Source organism: Exiguobacterium sp. RIT594, assembly GCF_003339585.1.
Lineage (GTDB): Bacteria > Bacillota > Bacilli > Exiguobacteriales > Exiguobacteriaceae > Exiguobacterium_A.
The window spans coordinates 23690-40698 of record NZ_QPKF01000006.1; the positions used below are offsets into that span (position 1 = coordinate 23690).

The window sequence follows — 17009 nt, forward strand, 5'->3', positions numbered from 1 at the left end:
CGAAATAGCAAAGAGACGGCTTCTGTTTTTCAAACGGAAGCCATCTCTTTTTTTGTATTGTACTATAACAGAACGGTTTGACAACGGTCTGTATTTAGGACAAAATGCTCTTATGTGTTTTTTTAATTGCAAGATGTAGGAGGAATAATTATGGCAACAACAAAACGCAAGCCTATTGGTCTTGCTTGGCAGATTTTAATCGGATTGATTCTCGGGATCACTGTCGGCGGTGTCTTTTACGGGAATCCACATGTCGCGGAATGGCTGAAGCCAATCGGTGATATCTTTATCCGGATGATGAAAATGATCGTCGTCCCAATCGTCTTTACGACAATCGTGCTCGGTGTCTCATCGGTCGGAAGTCCAAAAAGTCTCGGACGCCTGGGCGTCAAGACGCTCGGTTACTTTACGATCGTCACGATGATTGCGATCTTTACCGGCTTGTTTGCAGCAAACCTTGTTGAGCCGGGAGCCGGCATCAACATGGCGACACTCGACAAGACAGACATCTCGACGTACGTTGAGACGGAAGAGACGACGCAAGATCAAGGGCTCGTTGAAAAAGTCGTCAACATCGTCCCGACAAACATCCTGGATGCGATGGTACGCGGGGATATGCTCGCGATCATCTTCTTCTCCGTTCTGTTTGGGCTCGGCGTCGGATTTGCGGGCGAAAAAGGCTTGCCGGTCGTCCGCTTCTTCGAAGGTGTCGCAGCGGCGATGTTCAACCTGGTTAACATCGTCATGAAGTTCGCACCAATCGGTGTATTCGCCTTGATTGGTGTCACCGTCTCGACGTTCGGAATCGAATCACTCGGTTCATTGTTTAAATTGATTGGAACATTATATGTCACGGCGCTTCTTTTCATGGTCATCGTCTTCGGATCGATCATGAAGTGGGTCGGCATCCGGGTATCGGATTTCGTCCGTGTCTTTAAGGATGAATTGCTCCTGACGTATTCGACGGCATCGTCGGAAACAGTGTTACCACGCGTCATGGAGAAACTGGAGAAGATGGGTGTGCCAAAATCGATCGTCAGCTTCGTTGTTCCGACGGGTTACTCATTTAACCTCGATGGATCAGCACTTTACCAAGCCATGGCTGCGTTGTTCATCGCGCAGATGTACAACATTGATTTATCGATCGGCACGCAGTTGACGCTTGTCTTCGTTCTGATGCTGACGTCAAAAGGAATGGCTGCTGTACCGGGAGTTTCGTTTGTTGTGTTGCTCGCAACACTCGGAACGGTCGGGATTCCACCAGAAGGTCTCGCCTTCATCGCCGGGATCGACCGGATCATGGACATGATGCGTTCTGTCGTCAACGTGACAGGGAACACGCTTGCTTCACTCGTCATCGCGAAGTGGGAAGGTGTTCTTGATTCCGACCAGCTCGATGAGTATATGTCGACGGAAGGTAAGCAGGATAAAGTGAAAAGTGCATAATAGGTACGACAGCAGACCAGATGAATCGTCATCTGGTCTTTTTTTTGTATTCGTAGAACGATGGTGTCGTTTTTGGCACGACCGATTTTCTCGGGCGGAACGCAAGCCGCGCTCGTCTCTGACGACCGGGTCTCGCCTGTTCCTGACGGAAGCAGTGCTTCCTTTTCCCGTAGAAGTCGGGCGATGAACACACGATACCTTTGTTGAATGGGTTGAATATAAGATTGTAAAAATATATCAAATCACAACGTTTATGAATAAAATAATGAATTTATCACGATTATTGAAAATAAGTTGAATAATGTTGATATAAAAATTAATATTATTAATATAGAACGTTGGATAGACAACGAAAGGAGGAAAAACAAGTGAATCTATTTATTCCGTTAATGATCACGATTGGGTTATTTGGTGGACAGTTTTACCTTTCAAGAAAAAGTAATTGGCTCGGAGTGATTATGCCTGTACTTGTCTTAGTGGCAGGAGCATACATATACTTCTATACAGGAGAGCATTCCGATGACCGTGAATCATTGATTCGGATTGGAACGCTTATGCTGACATCAATCCTAGTCAGTATGTCAGTGGAAGGGAATAAGTCCCGGAAGAAAAAACTACAACGCGAAAAGGATCGCCTCGATATTCAAGATTTGTAAGAGAGAAGTGAGGGAAAACGATGGAACGACAGGATGTACCTGCTTGGGTACTGGCTTTAGAACAAGAACACCTCGAATTCATCCGGAAGTTTGTCTTAAACTCCGGTTCTTTAAAAGATATGGCATCTTCTTATCAGGTATCCTATCCGACCGTCCGGACGAAGCTAAACCAGTTGATTGAACGAATCGAGTCCGTACAACAAGAGGACGTCGAGTTCATCAACATGATCAAGAACCTTGTTCTGGATGAACGGTTAAATCTTGATATCGCGAAAGTCATTATCGATTCTTATCGAAAAGATCAAAAAAAGTGAATGAAAACAAAAATGAGATCCCCAAGTAAAATCGGCGATCTCATTTTGCATTATTTCTTGTCGTCCTTTTTTTCCTGTTCTTTCTTGATCATCTTCTTGGCTGCCATCCGGAAGCGGAAGATGAGGTAGAGACGGTAAAAGTCGACGGCTGCGAACAGCGTCAAGAGGATCGTCCAGAAGTTGAAGACGGTTCCCGCCTCGATTGAGTTGCTGTACGCGAGGTACATGAACAGAATACCGAAGATGGCATAGAAAAATGCCATGAAGTTTGAACCTTGTCGCATGAAAACACTACCTTTCGTTAATTAAGTCGTTGCGTATAGGGCAAGTACGACGATGCCGTTGTTAAAGACATGGATCGCGATTGGAGCGATGATGCGGCGGGTCTTGACGAAGACGAGCGAGAAGACGAAACTCATCGCGACGTAAATCAAGAACTTGTTGTCGCCATGGATCAGACCGAAGATGACACCGCTGAGAACGAAGCTGAAGATGAAGTTCAGTTTCGTCGACAAGTTTCCGAACATGATGTGCCGGAACAGAAACTCTTCCATGATCGGACCTAGCAGGACGACCATGACTTGAAGAATCGGAATGACCTGAATGGCCTTCATGATGTCATCCGTATTTTGTGATTTCGCGATGTTTTCAATCCCACCGGACAACCAGGCATCAATCAAGTTGACACTGATTAAAGAGACATACAGTAAGACAATCCCGATTCCGATCCACTTTAACGTATCCATCGTATCGGTTTGGTTGCCCTCTGCTTTCCACTTCTGCCAGTCAGGACGTAGACAATAGAAGGAAACGATGACGGCTACGGTAAAGCCAATCGCGAGCCACCAACCGAGAACACTTGGAATTTGGCTTTTTGACAGGAAACTCGGAAAGGTTGCCGGGACAAGTTGCACGATTAAATAAATCACGATCGGAATGACGTGACGGATTTGCCACTTCTCAGCCATATTAAACGGCAGATTGACGGAATTTTTCATCGGGCGGAACACAACTCCTTTGTAATGAAGGTACTGTCCCGATTGTAACAAACAAACCGACCGGGCGCACGAATGGTGATGGTTCAAAGATGTCAATTTCGGGAAAACGGATAAGGGTTCGGGCTTGAATTCCAACCGGAAACCGTTTAAGATAAAAATATGTTAGCACTCCAATTAAGTGAGTGCTAAAAAACAGTCATGTTCAAGGAGGATGTTTCGCATGTTAAAACCACTTGGTGATCGCATCGTGATCGAAGTCGTTAAAAAAGAAGAAACAACACTCGGAGGAATCGTTCTTCCTGGGTCAGCGAAAGAAAAGCCGCAAGAGGGTAAAGTCGTCGCTGTCGGTACAGGCCGTGTGACGGAGCAGGGTGTCCGTGTACCACTTGAAGTGAATGTCGGGGACCACGTCATCTATGCGCAATACGCAGGGTCAGAAGTGAAAGTCGATGGCAACGAATACTTAATCTTACGCGAAAGCGATATTTTAGCAGTAGCAAACTAATCAAAGGGGGATTTCAGTCATGGCAAAAGATATCTTATTCAGTGAAGAAGCACGCCGGGCGATGCTTCGCGGAGTAGACGCATTAGCGGATGCGGTTAAAGTCACGATCGGACCAAAAGGACGGAACGTCGTTCTCGAACGTAAATTCGGTTCACCACTCATCACGAATGACGGTGTGACGATTGCAAAAGAAATCGAACTCGAAGATCACTTTGAAAACATGGGCGCGAAGCTTGTCGCAGAAGTCGCGTCGAAAACAAACGAAATCGCAGGGGATGGTACGACAACAGCGACAGTCCTCGCACAAGCGATGATTCGTGAAGGACTCAAGAACGTCACTGCAGGTGCGAACCCGATGGTCATCCGTAAAGGGATCGAAAAAGCAGTCCGTCGTGCCGTCGAAGAACTGCACGCGATCGCAAAACCAATCGAAGGCAAGGAAGCGATCGCCCAAGTTGCGGCGATTTCAGCTGCTGACGAAGAAGTCGGTCAATTGATTGCGGAAGCGATGGAACGTGTCGGTCAGGACGGTGTCATCACAATCGAAGAATCACGCGGCTTCACGACGGAACTCGACGTCGTCGAAGGAATGCAGTTCGATCGTGGATATGCATCACCGTACATGATCACGGATTCCGATAAGATGGAAGCGGTCCTTGAGAACCCGTACATCCTGATCACGGACAAAAAGATTTCGAACATCCAGGAAATCCTGCCGGTGCTTGAGCAGGTCGTCCAACAAAACAAACCACTCTTGATCATCGCGGAAGATGTCGAAGGCGAAGCACTCGCGACACTCGTCGTCAACAAACTCCGTGGAACGTTCAATGCCGTTGCCGTTAAAGCACCAGGTTTCGGAGACCGTCGTAAAGCGATGCTCGAAGACATTTCGATCGTTACTGGCGCAGAACTGATCACAGAAGAGTTGGGTCTTGATCTGAAAGAAACACAAATCACGCAACTCGGCCGTGCATCGAAAGTCGTCGTCTCAAAAGACAACACGACAATCGTTGAAGGTAACGGACACAGTGACTCGATCACAGCGCGTGTCGGAGCAATCCGTTCACAAATCGAAGAAACGACAAGCGACTTCGATCGTGAAAAACTGCAAGAGCGTCTCGCGAAACTCGCAGGCGGCGTAGCTGTCGTCAAAGTCGGCGCAGCGACAGAAACGGAACTGAAAGAACGTAAACTCCGGATTGAAGATGCGCTCAACGCGACACGCGCAGCCGTCGAAGAAGGAATCGTTGCCGGTGGAGGAACAGCCTTCATCCACGTGACGAAAGCCGTCGAATCGATTCTTGCCGTTACAACAGGCGACGAAGCAACAGGTGTCAACATCGTTCTTCGTGCGCTTGAAGCACCGCTCCGCCAAATCGCGGAAAATGCCGGTCAAGAAGGTTCAGTCATCGTCGAGCGTCTCAAGCATGAAGCACAAGGCATGGGTTACAACGCCGCGACAGACGAGTATGTCGACATGATCGAAACAGGAATCGTCGATCCGGCGAAAGTCACGCGTTCAGCACTTCAAAACGCAGCGTCTGTTTCAGCGATGTTCTTGACGACAGAAGCCGTCATCGCCGACAAACCGGAACCAGCCGGTGCACCTGCAATGCCTGATATGGGCGGCATGGGTGGAATGGGCGGAATGATGTAATCTAGCTATAAAACGGCGCTGATTAGTATGGGTTTGTAGTTGTACTATATTAGGAAATGCCATTTTATAATTAACTTTCGGGGAGACCCTTTGTAAGTTCTTTGAACTTATAGAGGGTCTTCTTTTTTTACTCTGTTAGTACAAAATTTCTTTCGAGGTTTATCTTATGCATGATAATTTCTATTGAGTATGAATGAGTATTTTTTGAATTCTTTAAAAAGAATAGTAAATATTTTTCGGAAAATGTAATTGTAAATCAAGAAAAATATATAATTAAAATCTAATAAACGGCAACGCTTTAAGGGGGGATGAAGAATGAAGAATAGGATTCATATAATGGGTGCTTCGGGATCCGGAACATCCACACTGGGAAAAGCTTTAGCAGAAGTTCTTCCACATAATTCTTTAGATACAGATGATTATTTTTGGATATCTAAGTTTACTAAACAACGTTCCATACCTGACAGAATAGAAATGCTGAAAAATGACTTGTCGTGTTCCAAACAATGGGTTTTATCTGGAGCAGTTGTAAAGTGGGGAGAATGCCTAGAGTCTTATTTTGATCTCGTTATTTTCTTATGGGTTCCACCGGAAATCAGACTTGAAAGACTACAGCAACGGGAAATAAATCGGTATGGGGAAGAAGTATTACCCGGTGGTAGCAAATATGAACAATCACAAGCCTTTTTGGAATGGGCTGCTCTATATGACAATGCTGGTGTGGAAGTTAGAAGTAAAGTTTTGCACGAAAAGTGGATGGCTGGATTGTCTTGCCCGATATTAAGAATTGAAGGAGATTATTCAGTTGAAGAATGTGTGACTACGGTTAAGGAGTATTTAGATTCGAGGAACTTAATTTAATCTTGCAATAAAAAGAATTTTCCAACACTTTTTTGTGAAGGGTTTTGTTTGGAAAGTATATAGAAAAGGATGAGATTAATGGACCAACTTGAAAAAATCACAATTAAGCCGTTAAAAAATCAGTTCGTAACGATCGTCAACGTAGCTAACGACCTATTTCCCATCATCGGCAAAATTATTCCGAGTTTTTCGAATGGAATCTGGTCCTACGAAGAAGAGTTATATGATACTCCATCTGAAATCCGTTTTCCGGATGACAAACTGGATTGGTCTGCTTATATCGACAGCAGTGAAAAAATCGTCTTGTTGGCCTTCCATGAAGACGCGTGTATCGGACAGGTTCGTCTCGTCAAAGACTGGAACCGGTTTGCCTATATTGAAAACATCGCCGTCAAAAAAGATTTTCGGAAAAGCGGGGTCGCTCACTTGTTGCTTGAAGCAGCTGAAACCTGGGCGAAGGAACAATCGTTGATTGGCTTATCGCTTGAAGCACAAAACGATAATCTGATCGCCTGCCGTTTTTACGTCAAAGAAGGATTTGTTCTTGGTGGAGTCGATACGCTGAAACAGTCTGCTAATTCAAACATTGATCTGACGCTGTACTGGTATAAACTGTTTGAGAAGACTAAAGGAAATGCCGATGAACAAAGATGAATTAATCGCATTAGCGGAACAGATGTCGATTGACGAGTATGTGTACGATGAAGAACGGGGTTATTCCACGAGTGAAGGGTCGCCGTCTGACTTGGCGTATGAAACAGCACGGCGTTTTCAGGATGTTCAAATGCTTCCTGTGTTAATGGACCTGCTTGAACAGACGAAGCGACTAGAAATGAAACAGCATTTCTACTTTATGCTGGGGACGATTGGGATGAACACAGGTGACGTTCGTGTTGCTGATTTATTGTTGGAACGGTTGGCGCAAGAGACGAAGCCGACACTGATTACAAGTATCCTTGACGAACTGGCGAACCAGGAACGAGTGGGTGATGCGACGGATATCATCCAGTATGTCGAGGATTCCCGCTCGGCTGTTCGAAATTCGGCGATTGATGCACTCGGCTCCTGTCGGGGGATTTTAGCAGAAGATGCGTTAATTCGATTTATTACGACCTCCACCGATTCGTTTGAGATCATGAGTGCGAATTTTGTGTTGGCAACGATTGGGACGAAGCGGGTGATTGCGCATCTGTTACCGCTCCTCGATCATCCGAAAGGTGATGTCCGGCACTCGGCGCTGAATGCCATAAGTGAACTCGGAGACGATAGGTTCCTGCCAATGTTTATAAAAGGCTTAGAGGATCGGTCGATTGACGTCAAAGCATATGCATTGCTTGGGATTGCGAAACACGGGGATGCCTCCGCCATTCAGCCGGTCATCAAACGGCTGAAGACCATGTTGAAGCGACAGCGGCAGATTCAAAGTGACGAAGGTTTGGTTGCACTGCGTTTTTTAAATCGCTATCGACAATCGGATAAGACGATTCCGGTGTTGTTTGACTGGATCGTCACAAAAAAATGGGATGTCCTGTTTGACGACGAGCAACAGTGGTTAAAAAGGAACCATCCAGAGTGAGAGGTGACTTCAGCAACTGTTGGAGTCATCTTTTTTTATTTATAAAAAAACAAAACTTCATTCTTTACTAATCGTTCTAGAAAGGGTATGATCGGTTTGTAATCAGAAAACAACTCACCCTTTTTAGAACGAACATTCTAAAAAACAGCGATGATGGTTTTTGTAACGATTGAAGGAGAAATGACATGGCTAGAAGTAAAGAGTTTGACGAAACGGTTGTCTTAAGAAAAGCGATGGAGTTGTTTTGGGAGCAAGGCTACGAAAAAACATCGATGCAGGATTTAGTCGACCGCATGGGGATCCACCGGAGAAGTATCTACGACACGTTTGGTGACAAACGCTCATTATTCTTGGCGGCTCTGGATGCATATGAAAAATTCATTACGCACGAGATGGAGACGATCATTCGACAACAGGATTCGGTTCACGCGGCAATCCGTGATGTGTTCCTGTTCATCCTTCGTTCTTCGGACCAGTATCCAAAAGGATGTCTGTCGGTCAATGCGGCAGTCGAACTGTCCTTACTCGATCAGGAAATCGACCGGCTAGTAACAGCGATGTTCAACCGGACGGAAGGCATGTTCGAGGAGTTGATCCGGCATGGACAGCAAAACGGCGAACTGTCGGACGATATCGATCCGGTACAGACGGCGCGTTTTCTGCACAACAATCTGATTGGTCTGCGCGTGTTGATCAAAACGAACTACAGTCAAAAAGAATTAGAAAGTATCATCACCCTGGCACTTAAAGTGCTGGACTGACTTTCTTTTTTTACTCATTCTAGAACGTTCATTCTAAAAACAGCTTTACTATTTTAAGGAGGAAAATAATCATGACTACGACTCAACTACCAACACAATCACAATTTATCGAAGCAGCAGGAACACGTTACGCGTACCGGACAATGGGACAGACGGAAGGAACGCCAGTCGTCCTGTTCGTCCATTTCAGAGGAACGATGGAAAACTGGGATCCGAAATTGCTGGCACCGCTCGCCGCAGCCCGTCCTGTCATCCTGTTTGACAACAAAGGGGTCGGGGAAACGAATGGTGAAACACCGGAAAGCGTAAGCGAGATGGCACAAGATGCCATCGCCTTCATTCAGGCACTCGGACATGACCAAGTTGATATCCTCGGATTTTCGATCGGCGGTATGGTGGCACAGGAAGTCGCTCTTCAAGCACCGAACCTCGTCCGGAAAATGGTTTTGGCCGGTACGTCACCGGAAGCGGGCGTCAATCCGCACCCTGAAATTTTTGAGCGGATGAACCGTCACGGAGGAACAGAAGAAGACGGTATCAACGATTTTATGTTCTTCTTTTACGGACCGACGGAGACAAGCCGGACAGCCGGTATGGCGTCGCTCGAAAGAATTTTCAGTCAGAAACAGTTCGACAGTTCGGATCAGGTGAAAGCAGCACAAATGCAATCGGTCGCCAAATGGGCGCAGCAAAAACCGGAAGAGGATTATGAATGGTTACGGACGATCAAACATCCTGTCCTCGTGACGAACGGAATTGAAGACGTGATGGTTCCGACGAAAAACAGTTATATTCTGGCGGAAAAAATGCCGAATGCCCAGTTAATCATTTATCCGGATTCCGGACACGGTCATTTGTTCCAGTTCCCTGAACTGTTTGCCGCACACGTCAACTTATTCCTGGATTCAGATGCGATTTAAGCAGTGGTCAAAACAGACGAAGGAGGATTTATCATGAAAGCAGCTCAAATCACGAAGTATTCCAAAGTAATCGAAGCACACGTCAATGAAGTGCCCGTTCCGGATATTCAAGACCATGAAGTCTTGATCAAGGTGAAAGCAGCCGCAATCAATCCCCTCGAGATGCTGATCATGACGGGAAGCGTCAAGCTGATTCAAGATTACAGCTTTCCGTTGACGATCGGGAATGAACTGGCGGGTGTCGTCGAGAAAGTCGGGAAGAAGGTAACCGGATTTTCGGTCGGGGATGATGTCTATACGCGTCTGCCGATTGAAAAAATTGGTGCCATCGCTGAATATGCAGCAGTTGCAGCGTCCGCGATTGCTTTGATGCCAAAGAATCTATCGTACGAAGAAGCGGCAGCAGTCGCCCTGACCGGACTGACGGCCTATCAGGGATTACATGAAGAATTAAACGTTCAAGCGGGAAAAACGATTTTCATTCCGGGTGGATCCGGCAGTTTCGGTCAAATGGCGGTTCCGCTTGCGAAGAGACTCGGATTAAAAGTGATTGTCAGCGGAAATGCCGAGTCCCGTGACCGGACGATGCAGCTCGGTGCCGATCAGTACCTGGATTACGCGACTCAAAACTATGAAGACCTTTTGACGAACGTCGATTATGTCATCGATACGCTTGGACCAAAGGAGTTCAAAAAGGAACTTAGCATCCTCAAACGGGGAGGACGGTTGCTGTCGCTGCGGACCGGACCAAACAAACGATTCGCGAAGGATCGGAAGTTTCCATTTTGGAAACAAACATTGTTTTCACTCGCCGGTGCCGGTTATGATCGGGCGGCAAAAAAACAGGGTGTCGAATACCGGTTCATCTTCGTCCGTGCAGACGGGACGCAATTAAGAGCCATCACCCAAATCGTCGAAGCCAATCAGATTGTCCCGGCCCTTCACCCGCAACGCTTTACGATTGAGCAGGTCAATGAAGCATTGAAGCTGGTCGCGACCGGACGTCCAAAAGGAAAGGTCATGATTACGTTTTGAAGAGATATCGAAAAGGAGACACCGTCATGCAGAAAACGGTTTTGATTACAGGGGCATCAGGGGGGATCGGTAAAGAATTAGCCGATCGGTTTGCTCAAGATGGGTACAACATGGTACTCGTCGCTCGTAATGAAGCAAAGATTTTGGAACTTGCGACGGACTATCAGATGACGCATGGTGTCGACGTGACCGTCATCGCTAAAGACGTCGCAACACCTGGTGTCCCACAGGAAATATTTAATGAGCTGCAACAGAAAAAGATTCACGTCGACTATTTAATTAACAATGCTGGATTCGGGCTGTACGGAGCATTTTTAGAAACGGATCTTGAGCAGGAAATGAATATGATTGAAGTCAACATCAAGGCCGTGACCGTCATGACCAAACTGTTTTTACCCGGTATGGTGCAACGAAACCGAGGCGGTGTCATGAATGTCTCTTCAATGGTCGGATTTTTCCCGGGACCGTTGATGTCGGTCTACCACGCCACGAAGTCGTACGTCTTATCGTTCACAGAAGCACTCGAAAATGAAGTGAGCGGTACAAATGTAACCGTAACAGCACTTTGTCCGGGACTGACCGCCACCGGCTTCGTCGACCGTGCCGGCATGGGGAAATCGAACATGCTTCAAGGTAAAGTAATGGAGGCGGGGCGCGTCGCGGAGATCGGATACCGTGGATTTTTGAAGGGACAGACGCTGATCATTCCGGGCACACAAAATCGAATCATTTCGTTCATTCCGCGTTTGTTGCCGCGTAAACGGCTTACCCGGATGATCCGGAAAATGCAGGATGGATCAACAACATAACTAGTGTAATAAGCGGTAGATCAATCATCGCTTGCATACGAAAAGGAGGAGCCGGATACCAGTCCGTCTCCTCCTTTTTGGTACTCTAGCGATTACTTGATGCAACAAATTTCTCCAGATTGCCTAAACAAAGGGTGAAACCTTATTTCTCCAATCCGTTCTTTTCGATGATCGCATCCGACAGACGCAAATCTTTTCGTACTTGTTTCGTTTGCGGCTGACACATGTCACGGTCGACCTGTTTTTTCGTCGAGACGTCATAGCAGGTACCGTTACCGGCTTTTTCCGTCAGCTTCGCTTTGTAATAGTAACCTTTATAACGGAACGAACCGTCGCGGAAAGCGGTCAGATTCGGTTCATCATCGAGCAGAGAGTCGCCCATCATATAGGGGGCGTCGAGATTCAGTAAATCGACGATCGTCGGGGCGATATCGATTTGTCCACCGTTCTCTTGGATGACTTGTCCCTTGTCCTGGTTCGGTTTCTTGATGAACAGCGGGACTTGGCGATCGAGTTCAAAGGCATCGACGGCATTGTTGATCCGCGCTTTTTGCTGCATCTCACCGTCCTCGTTTGTAAGACCGCTGTCGTGATCACCGTAAAAGATGACAAGCGTGTCATCCCACATGCTTTTTTTCTTCAATTCCTTGACCATCTGTCCGACAGCCCCATCGACGTAGTGGATGGTCTGGTAATAGCCTTTTAACATTGGATCGTCATAACCGGACAAGTCGAGTTGCTGTTCGTCCTTCGGAATCTCGTACGGCGTATGACTTGTCAAGGCGACGAGGAATGAGAAGTACGGTTCTTTCAACGTTTCCATGTGTTCGATTGATTTCGTAAAAAACTGTTTGTCGTTCAAGGCCATACCGATCTTTTTTTGTTTCGGATAATCGTCCTGGCTGAAAAAATGTTTGAAGCCGATATTTTGATAGACCTGATCGCGGTTCCAAAAGCCCTTTTCATACGCGTGCATGGCGGCCGTGTCATACCCGTTCGTACGCAACAGATCCGGCAGCGCGTCAAACTCGTTGTCCGGGAACCGGGTGTAGACGGAACCGGATTTTAACGGATAAAGCGACGTATTGGTAATGAATTCGGCGTCCGAAGTCCGTCCTTCGTGTGTCTGATGATAAAACGACGGAAAATACAGTGATTCTTTTTTCAGCTGATTCAGGTTCGGTGTTAACGTCTGTCCGTCGACTTGTTGATCGATGACGGAAGCCTGGAACGATTCGAGCTGGACGAGAATGATATTCGGTTTTTTTGTTTTACCGTTTGCATCGGAGGTCGATGTCTCATCAAGCCGTTGCTGTTGTGCGTTCGTCAAATCGTCTGTTGGACCAACTGCACTTTGAATTCCCCGAAACAGATCGAGTCCATGGTACCCCCAGAAACCGAGCTGGTAATAGTCCCGCATGTCGGAGACCGACTGACTGAGCCGTTGGTCTTCTTTGACAACGCTGTAGGTGACTGGCGCAGCAAATAGGACGATACCGGTCAGGAACGTAAGACCGGCCGTCTTTTGGCGTTTGCTTTTCGTGACGGCAAACGTCTTTTTACGTGTAAAGAAGAGAATTCCTAAGAAAATTAAGCTGTCCGCAAACAACAGGAAGTCGGACGGCAGGATCAGGGCGGCGAAGCCGCTGCTGACATCGCCCATTTGCAACATCTGCGACATCAACGAGACGGATAGGAAATCGTTAAAGTACCGGTAATACCACATGTCCGATATCAGTAACAGGCTGTGGGCGAGCAGCAGACTAAGCCAGATCCAGCGGCGTTTGCGCCATTCAATCAACAAGGTCCAGCTCGACAGCAACAACATGCCCCCAAGGTTCATCAAAAAGAGGGAGGTCGGAAAAGCCGTGTCGGTATAAAAGCTGAACAGCACGAATTTTAACGTGCCTAACAATAAGTAGAGGGCGTAACCAAATACGATCATAATATTCTCCTAACGTTCGTCATTGTCGTGAAATAGTCTATACCCTCAACTAAATGAGAACGAACGTTTGAATCGGTCACCATGTGCTGTCCATTTGAAAAAGCCGGGATTCAAGCGGTGAAGGAGAAAAGAAACATCGAAATAATAGGAATGTTATAGATTTTATAAGTATTTTACTTTAGGATGAATTGGTGCATGTCTAACGATGAAGGAAAAAAATTCAATTCAATTTTTTCAGCATAAGAAAAAAAGTATAGGAGCTAATACAAAATGAATCAACCGAATTCCCAGGAAATGCAGCCTCAAAAACTCATTAACACCAAAAGTCAGTTCCGGCCTGAAATCGAGGGGTTGCGTGTTGTCGCCGCCTTGCTCGTCGCGGTCTATCATATCTGGTTCAACCGTGTCTCGGGTGGCGTCGATGTGTTCTTCGTCATCTCCGGATTCCTGATCACGACATCGATTATCTCGACGATCAACCGGACGGGTGAATTTCGTTTTCTGCCTTACGTCACGAAACTGATTAAACGGCTGTTGCCGTCGGTCCTGTTCATTTTAGCCGTCGTTCTCGTTCTCAGTTCGTTTTTACTGCCGCAATCGATTTTAGAAAAGACGATTCGTGAAGTCGTCGCCTCGATGTTCTTTTATCAAAACTGGCAACTCGCCATTTCAAGTACGGATTATCTGGATGCAAGCCAGATGAAATCACCGGTCGAACACTTCTGGGCACTGTCGATTCAAGGGCAGTTCTATATGATCTGGTTCGTCCTGTTCTCATTCATCTTATGGATGGTCAAGAAGTACACGATTCAAAATGCAAAATCGATGATTAACACGATTTTAGGTGTATTGTTCGTGACGTCGTTAAGTTATTCAATCTATTTAACGGAAGTCAATCAGCCCTGGGCGTATTTCATCACGATGACGCGTGTTTGGGAGTTTGCCTTGGGCAGTCTGCTTTGCATTAACCTGTCTTCGATCCATATTCCGAAATGGATGGCAACCTTGATGGGCTGGCTCGGACTGATTGGTCTGGTCCTGACCGGTATTCTTTTTAACGTCTCGCAAATGTTCCCGGGCTATATTGCCTTGTGGCCGATGACGTGCGCGCTGTTCATCGTCCTGTCCGGAACACGCGACACGACGTTCGGCATCAAACGTTTTCTTGGATCAAAGCCGATGGTCAAACTCGGAGGAATCGCTTTCGGAATTTACCTCTGGCACTGGGTTCTGCTTGAATTTTATCGTTACAACGTCCAGCAGACACCGGGCTTCCTCATGGGAACGGCCATCATCCTGTCAGCGATTCTGTTGTCATACCTGATGACGGAATTCATTGAAAAACCAATCCGCAGTGCGAAAGTTGACCGGTCTGCTTTCAAGAAGCTCGCGATCATGATGAGCATCAATGTTCTGTTGATCGGGTCACTCTTCGGACTGAAGTATTTCGAAGAACAGGAATTGAAGAACGGCGTCAGTGCAAGCGATTACCCGGGCGCAATGGCGGTCAAGAATCCGGACAAAACGCCGGAGCACGATCCGTTCCCATCTTATGCGAATGTCTTTGATGACTTGCCGCTTGTTCACACGGACGGTACCAATCAGGTACTGAGCAAAAGTGACATCAAGGTCGGCGAATACGGTGAGACGAAAGACTATATCGCGACCATCGCTCTTGTCGGGAGCTCACACTCGGAGCAGTGGTTCGGAGCGATTCATGAAGCCGCAAAAGGTGAAAAATACCGGATTTTAAACATCACCCGTTCCGGGACACGTTTCTCGACCGGTTATGACGATAACGTCCTAAAGGGTATCTGGAATCAAAACGTCCTCGACTATTTGAAGGATGCTGATGTCGATCTGATCATCTCGCACGTCACGGCGGCAGATGCGACGAAAGATAAGATTCATCAACAGATGGTTGATCAAATGCAGTATGTCAAAGATGAGTACGGCATCGATGGTCTCGCACTCCGAGACAACCCGCGTTACAGCTTCAATGTCCTTGAGTCGCTTGAAACGTCGAGCATCAAAGAAACAACGAAGAAAATGAACGCCGAAGTTAACCAACGCGATGAAGCGTACTGGAAAAACTTCGAACAAACGAATAAGTCGCTCTACAAACTCGACTTGACGGATTACTTCCGTGTCGACGGCGAATTCCGTCCCGTCATCGGGAACGTCGTCATCTATCGTGACGTCAGTCATATGACAAACTCGTATGCGGAAAGCTTCGGACCGGTCTTCAAGCAGAAACTGAATGAAGTCGTGACGGATATTCTGAAGAAAAAACAATCGGATTAATCATCAATCAAGCTCTTCCCCTATTTCAGGTGGAAGAGTTTTTTTGCCGGTGAAAACAGGTCTTTGGAATAATTTAGGGAATACAACAGAGATCGTACAAAGGGGGAACTAGACATGACAGAAACAGAACTCGCACAACGTTTTCAGACGTTTGCCGAACGGGAGTGCCACAACTCCAGTCCGTTATATGAATACTTATCATTCGAAATTGCCAAGGATCCAGGGATTCTTAGACTATGCCAGCATGCCCGCGACGGTCAGCCGGTGCCGAACCTCCTGTTCGGAGCCGTCCATTACCTGTTGCTCAAAGGCGGCGATCATCCGCTCGCCGCGTATTATCCGAGCGTAACTGAACGGCCGAAGCCGTTTACAGGTGCCTTTGCCGATTTTAAGTCATTTTGTGCGACGTATGAAGCAGAGTTGATTCCGCTCCTTGCACATCGTCTTGTCCAAACGAATGAAGTCCGGCGCTGTACCTATCTCTATCCGGTCTTCAGTCAGATTCATCAACAGACACAGCAACCGCTTGCGTTGCTTGAAATCGGGACGAGTGCCGGCTTGCAGTTATTGTTTGATCAATACAGCTACGCGTACGGAAACGGAGAAGTCGTCGGGAACCTGGCATCGCGTCTGCAGTTGACATCGGTCATCGAGGGGACGGAAACGCCGGCCATACCGCAAACACCGCCGCCGGTTGCAAGCCGGATCGGACTTGATTTGAACATCGTCGACTTACATGATGCCGATGAACAGTTATGGCTGAAAGCATTGATTTGGACCGAACATCAGGAGCGGCTTGACATGTTCGAGTCGGCAGCCGGTTACGTCGAAGAACTCCCGCTGGAGCTGGTCGAAGGGGACGGGGTGAAGTTGTTGCCGCACTATGCAGCACAGACACCGGACGACAGTATCCTCTGTATTTTCCATACGCATGTCGCAAACCAGATGCCGCTCGCGGTCAAAAAAGAACTGTTGCAGGTCGTCGGGGAAATCGGGCGGACGCGCAATCTCTATCACGTCTACAACAATGTCCAGGACCGTTACCTGCATCTGGATGCTTACATCGACGGTGTGTTGACGGAACAGACGATTGCCGAGACGGACGGACACGGTCGCTGGTTCAAATGGCTCGTAAAACAAGAAGTATAAAATTCTCTTGAATTCAAAGGAAAGGCGTTACTTTATCCAAAAATCGGGAAAAGACGACATGTACATCCATCGT

Annotated in this window: 17 protein-coding genes; 14 read left to right on the forward strand and 3 right to left on the reverse strand. The window is 47.0% G+C overall.

From position 1 onward, the window contains the following. Positions 1–150: 150 nt before the first annotated feature. The 3 genes from DVG79_RS13925 to DVG79_RS13935 all read left to right on the forward strand — a co-directional run bounded on the left by DVG79_RS13925 (position 151) and on the right by DVG79_RS13935 (position 2416). Positions 151–1446: a cation:dicarboxylate symporter family transporter gene (locus DVG79_RS13925; protein ID WP_114597264.1), complete on the forward strand. Its 1296-nt coding sequence runs from the start codon at positions 151–153 to the stop codon at positions 1444–1446. Between the two features lie 368 nt (positions 1447–1814). Next, positions 1815–2102, forward strand: a complete 288-nt coding sequence (locus tag DVG79_RS13930; RefSeq protein WP_114597265.1) for a hypothetical protein — start codon at positions 1815–1817, stop codon at positions 2100–2102. Positions 2103–2122: 20 nt separating this feature from the next. Further along, positions 2123–2416 (forward strand): DUF2089 family protein, encoded by a 294-nt coding sequence (locus tag DVG79_RS13935; RefSeq protein ID WP_114597266.1) that lies wholly within the window; start codon positions 2123–2125, stop codon positions 2414–2416. Between the two features lie 50 nt (positions 2417–2466). On the opposite strand, the gene DVG79_RS13940 is transcribed toward DVG79_RS13935, so the two are convergent. Together DVG79_RS13940 and DVG79_RS13945 are read right to left on the reverse strand one after the other, a co-directional pair. Further along, the gene (locus tag DVG79_RS13940) at positions 2467–2700 is read right to left on the reverse strand and encodes a DUF4305 domain-containing protein (RefSeq protein ID WP_026831839.1); all 234 of its coding nucleotides are present in this window, start codon (positions 2698–2700) and stop codon (positions 2467–2469) included. 21 nt (positions 2701–2721) lie between these two features. Beyond that, positions 2722–3414, reverse strand: a complete 693-nt coding sequence (locus tag DVG79_RS13945) for a CPBP family intramembrane glutamic endopeptidase (protein WP_114597267.1) — start codon at positions 3412–3414, stop codon at positions 2722–2724. 220 nt (positions 3415–3634) lie between these two features. Between DVG79_RS13945 and groES the strand changes: the two genes are divergently transcribed. The 9 genes from groES to DVG79_RS13990 all read left to right on the forward strand — a co-directional run bounded on the left by groES (position 3635) and on the right by DVG79_RS13990 (position 11538). Continuing rightward, positions 3635–3919 carry a co-chaperone GroES gene (groES, locus tag DVG79_RS13950; protein ID WP_012371631.1) on the forward strand — a complete coding sequence of 95 codons (285 nt, stop codon included), beginning with the start codon at positions 3635–3637 and terminating at the stop codon, positions 3917–3919. 19 nt (positions 3920–3938) lie between these two features. Beyond that, complete coding sequence (groL, locus tag DVG79_RS13955) at positions 3939–5576, forward strand: chaperonin GroEL (protein WP_012371630.1); 1638 nt, start codon at positions 3939–3941, stop codon at positions 5574–5576. A 315-nt stretch (positions 5577–5891) separates the two neighbouring features. Beyond that, positions 5892–6437 (forward strand): ATP-binding protein, encoded by a 546-nt coding sequence (locus tag DVG79_RS13960; RefSeq protein ID WP_114597268.1) that lies wholly within the window; start codon positions 5892–5894, stop codon positions 6435–6437. A 78-nt stretch (positions 6438–6515) separates the two neighbouring features. Further along, positions 6516–7091, forward strand: a complete 576-nt coding sequence (locus DVG79_RS13965) for a GNAT family N-acetyltransferase (protein ID WP_114597269.1) — start codon at positions 6516–6518, stop codon at positions 7089–7091. Continuing rightward, a complete protein-coding gene (locus tag DVG79_RS13970) occupies positions 7072–8013 on the forward strand; it encodes a HEAT repeat domain-containing protein (protein WP_114597270.1) in 942 nt (313 codons plus the stop codon). The genes DVG79_RS13965 and DVG79_RS13970 overlap by 20 nt, the downstream gene beginning before the upstream one ends. 185 nt (positions 8014–8198) lie before the next feature. Further along, positions 8199–8774 (forward strand): TetR/AcrR family transcriptional regulator, encoded by a 576-nt coding sequence (locus DVG79_RS13975; RefSeq protein ID WP_114597271.1) that lies wholly within the window; start codon positions 8199–8201, stop codon positions 8772–8774. 71 nt (positions 8775–8845) lie between these two features. Next, positions 8846–9694: an alpha/beta fold hydrolase gene (locus DVG79_RS13980; RefSeq protein ID WP_114597272.1), complete on the forward strand. Its 849-nt coding sequence runs from the start codon at positions 8846–8848 to the stop codon at positions 9692–9694. A 33-nt stretch (positions 9695–9727) separates the two neighbouring features. Beyond that, positions 9728–10729 carry an NADP-dependent oxidoreductase gene (locus tag DVG79_RS13985; protein WP_114597273.1) on the forward strand — a complete coding sequence of 334 codons (1002 nt, stop codon included), beginning with the start codon at positions 9728–9730 and terminating at the stop codon, positions 10727–10729. Positions 10730–10755: 26 nt separating this feature from the next. After that, on the forward strand, positions 10756–11538 hold the full coding sequence (locus DVG79_RS13990; RefSeq protein WP_114597274.1) for an SDR family NAD(P)-dependent oxidoreductase: 783 nt from the start codon (positions 10756–10758) through the stop codon (positions 11536–11538). A 142-nt stretch (positions 11539–11680) separates the two neighbouring features. On the opposite strand, the gene DVG79_RS13995 is transcribed toward DVG79_RS13990, so the two are convergent. Beyond that, entirely contained in the window at positions 11681–13483 is a 1803-nt protein-coding gene (locus tag DVG79_RS13995; RefSeq protein ID WP_114597275.1) for an LTA synthase family protein, read from the reverse strand. A 270-nt stretch (positions 13484–13753) separates the two neighbouring features. Between DVG79_RS13995 and DVG79_RS14000 the strand changes: the two genes are divergently transcribed. Together DVG79_RS14000 and DVG79_RS14005 are read left to right on the forward strand one after the other, a co-directional pair. Beyond that, positions 13754–15787, forward strand: coding sequence for an acyltransferase family protein (locus DVG79_RS14000; protein WP_114597276.1), 2034 nt, complete (start codon positions 13754–13756; stop codon positions 15785–15787). Between the two features lie 114 nt (positions 15788–15901). Beyond that, positions 15902–16936, forward strand: a complete 1035-nt coding sequence (locus DVG79_RS14005; protein WP_114597277.1) for a DUF2332 domain-containing protein — start codon at positions 15902–15904, stop codon at positions 16934–16936. Positions 16937–17009: the final 73 nt, after the last annotated feature.